Source organism: Alcanivorax sp. (assembly GCF_014762765.1).
Taxonomy (GTDB): domain Bacteria; phylum Pseudomonadota; class Gammaproteobacteria; order Pseudomonadales; family Alcanivoracaceae; genus Alcanivorax.
Window position 1 is genome coordinate 1 of sequence record NZ_JABURH010000019.1, and the last position, 4,496, is coordinate 4,496.

Annotated in this window: 4 protein-coding genes; 2 read left to right on the forward strand and 2 right to left on the reverse strand. The window is 61.1% G+C overall.

Annotated features, from left to right (window positions below; genetic code table 11):
• Nucleotides 1-430: 430 nt before the first annotated feature.
• Nucleotides 431-1,756, forward strand: a complete 1,326-nt coding sequence (locus HUJ17_RS00730) for a Na+/H+ antiporter NhaC family protein (RefSeq protein WP_290508907.1) — start codon at nt 431-433, stop codon at nt 1,754-1,756.
• On the opposite strand, the gene msrB is transcribed toward HUJ17_RS00730, so the two are convergent.
• On the reverse strand, nt 1,739-2,800 hold the full coding sequence (gene msrB, locus HUJ17_RS00735; protein WP_290508908.1) for a peptide-methionine (R)-S-oxide reductase MsrB: 1,062 nt from the start codon (nt 2,798-2,800) through the stop codon (nt 1,739-1,741). The two genes, HUJ17_RS00730 and msrB, sit on opposite strands and share 18 nt — an antisense overlap.
• A 193-nt stretch (nt 2,801-2,993) precedes the next feature.
• On the opposite strand from msrB, the gene HUJ17_RS00740 reads away from it, so the two are divergent.
• Nucleotides 2,994-3,845, forward strand: a complete 852-nt coding sequence (locus tag HUJ17_RS00740; RefSeq protein WP_290508909.1) for a DNA ligase — start codon at nt 2,994-2,996, stop codon at nt 3,843-3,845.
• Here the strand turns inward: HUJ17_RS00740 and HUJ17_RS00745 are convergent.
• On the reverse strand, nt 3,846-4,496 hold a 651-nt coding region (locus tag HUJ17_RS00745; RefSeq protein WP_290508910.1), incomplete at its 5' end, for a 5'-nucleotidase C-terminal domain-containing protein. It lies immediately after the preceding gene.

Sequence of the window (4,496 nt, forward strand, 5' to 3'; positions counted from 1 at the left end):
TTCGACAAGCTGGTGGCCAAGGCCTACCAGCAGGGCAAGGCCCTGAACATGGCCAGCTTCCTGGAGATCGATGCGGTGATTGATCCCATGGAAAGTCGCCAGTGGTTGTTGCGTGGGTTGAATGCGTCCGGGCATCGAGGTGGCAGTGGCGGTCGGCCGTTTGTGGATACGTTCTAGCCCGACGTAGGAGCGTCGCTGGCGGCGCGATTCCAATCCTTTTTAAAAGCACTCTCACCACAGAGGGCACAAAGCACACCGAGAAAACCCTTTCTTCTCCTCAGTGATCTCTGTGCCCTCTGTGGTAATACATTGTTTATCGACGTTTGGTTATCGCGCCGCCAGCGACGCTCCTACGGCTAGGGGGGTAGGTACCGCCCCCGGCCGGTAATCTCTACACTGTGCGGAATTCACCGCTGATCCGGATTGATCCATGACTCAAGCCCCTGCCCGCGCCTGGCCCTTGTTGCCACTGCTGTTTTTTATGGCGGTGTTTTTCGGTAGCGGGATCTATTACAGCCTGCAGGGCACCGAGTTCGCTTTCTACCAGATCAAGGCGCCGGTGGTGGCCATGGCGGCTATCGTGCTGGCTTTTGTGCTGGCGCGGCAGGCGCTGGGCCGCAGTGTGGAGCGCCTGCTGGTAGGGATTGGCCACCCCAATATCATTCTCATGTGCCTGGTGTTCCTGCTGGCCGGGGCCTTTGCCAGTGTCAGTGACAGCATCGGCAGTGTGGATGCCACCGTGCAGCTTGGCCTGCGCATTATTCCCTCTGACTGGGTATTGCCGGCCCTGTTTCTGATCGCTGCCTTTATCGCCACGGCCATGGGCACCTCCATGGGCACCATCGCCGCTACCGCGCCCATTGCCGCCGGCTTTGCCCAGGCCACCGGGCTGCCCTTGCCGCTGGCGGTGGGGGCCGTGGCGGGTGGCGCCATGTTCGGCGACAACCTGTCGATGATTTCCGATACCACCATTGCCGCCACCCGCAGCCAGGGCGTCTCGTTGAAGGACAAGTTCCGGGTGAATATCTGGATTGCCCTGCCGGCGGCGCTGGTGACCGTGGCGGTGCTGGTGATGCTGGGCGGCGGTGACCATCAGGTGCAGGCGGAGCCGTTGCAGCCCTGGCTGGTGCTGCCTTACCTGCTGGTCTTTGCTTTGGCCCTGAGCGGGCTGAACGTGTTGGCGGTGTTGATCATCGGTATCGCCGTGGCCGGGGTCACCGGCATGGTGCAGGGGGCGGACTATGGGCTGGCCCAGGTGAATGGGGCGGTCTACAGCGGTTTTGAAAGCATGTTCGAGATCATGCTGCTGTCCATGCTGATCGGTGGGCTGTCACAACTGATGACAGACCAGGGTGGCACCCGCTGGTTGATCGAACGGATTCATGGCCTGACCCGCTGGCTGAAACTGCCGCTGCAACGGGCCGGGGAAGTGGGTATTGCCCTGCTGGTGGTGGTGGCCAATGTGTTTGTAGCCAACAACACCGTGGCCATTGTGCTTACCGGGGAGATGGCCCGGGACATCGCCGAAGACCATGGTGTGGACCTGCGCCGTTCCGCCAGTGTGCTGGATATCTTTTCCTGCGTGGTGCAGGGGCTGATTCCCTACGGCGCCCAGGTGTTGCTGGCCTGTTCCATTGCCGGGCTGTCGCCGCTGGCGCTGATCGGCGCCATCCATTACTGCTGGGCGTTGGCGGTGGCCGGGGTGATCGCCATTGTCATCAACCGGCCACGGTTGCCATCACTCAAACAGGGATAAATAGTCCCCGTAACCCTGTTTTTCCATCTCGGCCTTGGGCACAAAACGCAGCGCGGCGGAGTTCATGCACCAGCGTTGGCCGGTGGGCTCGGGGCCGTCGCTGAACACATGACCCAGGTGAGAATCCGCGTAGCGGCTGCGCACTTCTGTGCGGGTGGCCCACAGCTTGTTGTCTTCCTCCAGCGTCACGAATGACTTGTCGATGGGCTTGGTAAAGCTTGGCCAGCCGGTGCCGGATTTGTACTTGTCTGTGGAGGAAAACAGCGGCTCGCCGCTGATCACATCCACGTAGATCCCTTCGGCCTTGTGGTCAAAGTATTCATTCTGGAAGGCCCGCTCGGTGGCATCTTCCCGGGTCACCTGATAGACCAGCTTGGGCAAGGATTTTTTCAGCACCGCATCGCTGGGGCGCTGAAACTGGTCCGGGCCCTGCCAGCGCTGGGTCACCTGGTCGATGAGCCAGGGGCGATGTTTCGGGTCGTCCCAGTGTTCCTGCAAAAACTGGTCGCGGCCGGAGCGGTAGCGGTAATACTTGTATTTGAGGCTGTGGGTCTTGTAGTAGTCCTGGTGGTAGTCCTCCGCCGGGTAGAAGGCGTCCAGCTCGGTGATTTCGGTGACCACCGGCTTGTCGAAACGGCCACTTTCCTCCAGTGCCTTGCGTGAGGCCAAGGCAGCGGTTTTCTCGGCGTCGGTCTGATAGAAAATGGCGCTGCGATATTGCTGGCCGCGATCCACGAACTGGCCGTTGGGGTCAGTGGGATCCACATGCTGCCAGAACCAGGTGAGCAGGTTGTCGTAGCTCACCACCTCCGGGTCATAGATCACCTTCACGGTTTCCGTATGACCGGTGCGGCCATGGGCCACATCCTCGTAGCTGGGATTCTTTTCGTCACCACCGGCAAAGCCGCTGATGGCCTCGCTGACGCCATCCAGCTCTTCAAAGTCCGACTCGGTACACCAGAAACAACCGCCGGCAAAGTAGGCCTCGGCGGCCAGTACGGGGCTGCTCAGAACCAGAGCGGCCAGAAACAACAGTGTGCGCATGATTGATACCTCCTGAAGCTTGGATGCACGGCCGGCGGATTTGTTGCAAAAACGCTGATCTCTTACGTGCTGGCGCTGCGAATGCGGACAGAGCCGGGCGCTTCGTTAAGGCACAGTCTGAAGCCGCGAGCGAGAACAAAAGGAGAAGACCGTGAAAATACCGGCAAGACACGGATGTCTGCGGGTTGGCTTGATGCTGGTTGTCTGGTTGATGATGACCACGGCTGGCCATGCCAGCGAGCCGCCGTTGCAGCTGGCCAGGGCGTACCAGGCGGGTATGGATCTGCAGGGCTACTGGGTCAGCGAAAAGCTGGACGGGGTGCGGGCTTACTGGGATGGGCAGCAGTTGTTGTCCCGGGGCGGCAATATTATCGCCGCGCCGGACTGGTTCCTGCGCGATTTTCCCGCGCAGCCTCTGGATGGCGAGCTGTGGATGGGGCGCGACCGCTTTGCCCAGGTGTCGGCAGCGATCCGCCGGTTACAGCCGAAGGCGCAAGAATGGCGGCAGATCCGCTTTATGGTGTTCGACCTGCCGGCCAGTGGCGTGCCATTCAGCAAGCGGGTGGAAAAAATGCGTGAGCTGGTGGAGAAAACCTCCTCCTATCACCTGGCCATGGTCGAACAGCGACGGGCCACGGACCACGGTGCCCTGCTGGCGCGGCTGGATCGGGTGCTGGCGGTCGGCGGAGAAGGCTTGATGCTGCATCACGGTGACAGTTTCTACAAAGCCGGTCGCACGGCGGCGCTGCTCAAGGTGAAAACCTTTCAGGATGCGGAAGCAACGGTGGTGGATTACAGCGAGGGGAAAGGCAAATACCAGGGCCAGGTAGGGGCGTTGGTGGTGAAAACCGGGGACGGGCGCCGTTTCAAGCTGGGCAGTGGGCTCAGCGATAACGAGCGGGCGGACCCGCCGCCGCTGGGCAGCACGGTGACCTATAAATATTACGGTCTGACCTCTACCGGGTTGCCGCGCTTTGCCAGCTTTCTGCGGGTAAGAAACGACGAGCCGGCGGCGCCGACTCGTCGGGTGTCGCAGTCCGATTGATCAGGGCTGCAGGTTCAGCTCGTAGATGGCTTCGTTGCCGCTGTCATCCAGCAGGGTGGCCATGAAGCTGCCACCGGCACCGGCGACCGCGTCGGCCACGAAGTTCTTGGCGCGGTCGGTGTTGGGTACCCGGAAGACGATTTCCAGATCACTGCTGTAACCCAGGATTGGTGCGAAGGACCAGTTGTTGTCGGCGGTAGGGGTTACCGGGCTGTTGGCCTGGATGTAGTTGCCGACCACCTGGCGGTTTTCGTCCGGAGATTCGATCACCACATGATCGCCACCGGTGCCGGCAAAGTGGCCGCCGGTAGCACGGTAGTTGTTGCTGGCGATGAGAAATTCCTGGGCCGGGTCGATGGCGGCTCCTTCGAACTGCAGGTCAACGATGCGGCTGCCGTCGCTGATCTTGGCGCAGTCACGATCGTAGCGGGCCGGTTCGGTCACATCGATCTGGTAGCTGACGCCGTCGATGACATCGAAGTTGTAGGTGGGGAAGCCACTGAAATCCACCAGCTCCTGGCGGTCGGCGGTGTCGGTGATCTGGAAGAACTGGGAAGCGGAACATTCCAGCCATTGTTCCAGTTCGGCCCCGGTCACTTTCACGGCCATCAGGGTGTTGGGGTAGAGGTAGAGATCGGCGATGTTCTTCAC

Excerpts from the sequence above, each read along its gene's own strand:
- HUJ17_RS00730 (WP_290508907.1), top strand. The coding sequence starts at position 431 with ATGACTCAAGCCCCTGCCCGCGCCTGGCCCTTGTTGCCACTGCTGTTT.
- msrB (WP_290508908.1), bottom strand. The coding sequence starts at position 2,800 with ATGCGCACACTGTTGTTTCTGGCCGCTCTGGTTCTGAGCAGCCCCGTA.
- HUJ17_RS00740 (WP_290508909.1), top strand. The coding sequence starts at position 2,994 with ATGCTGGTTGTCTGGTTGATGATGACCACGGCTGGCCATGCCAGCGAG.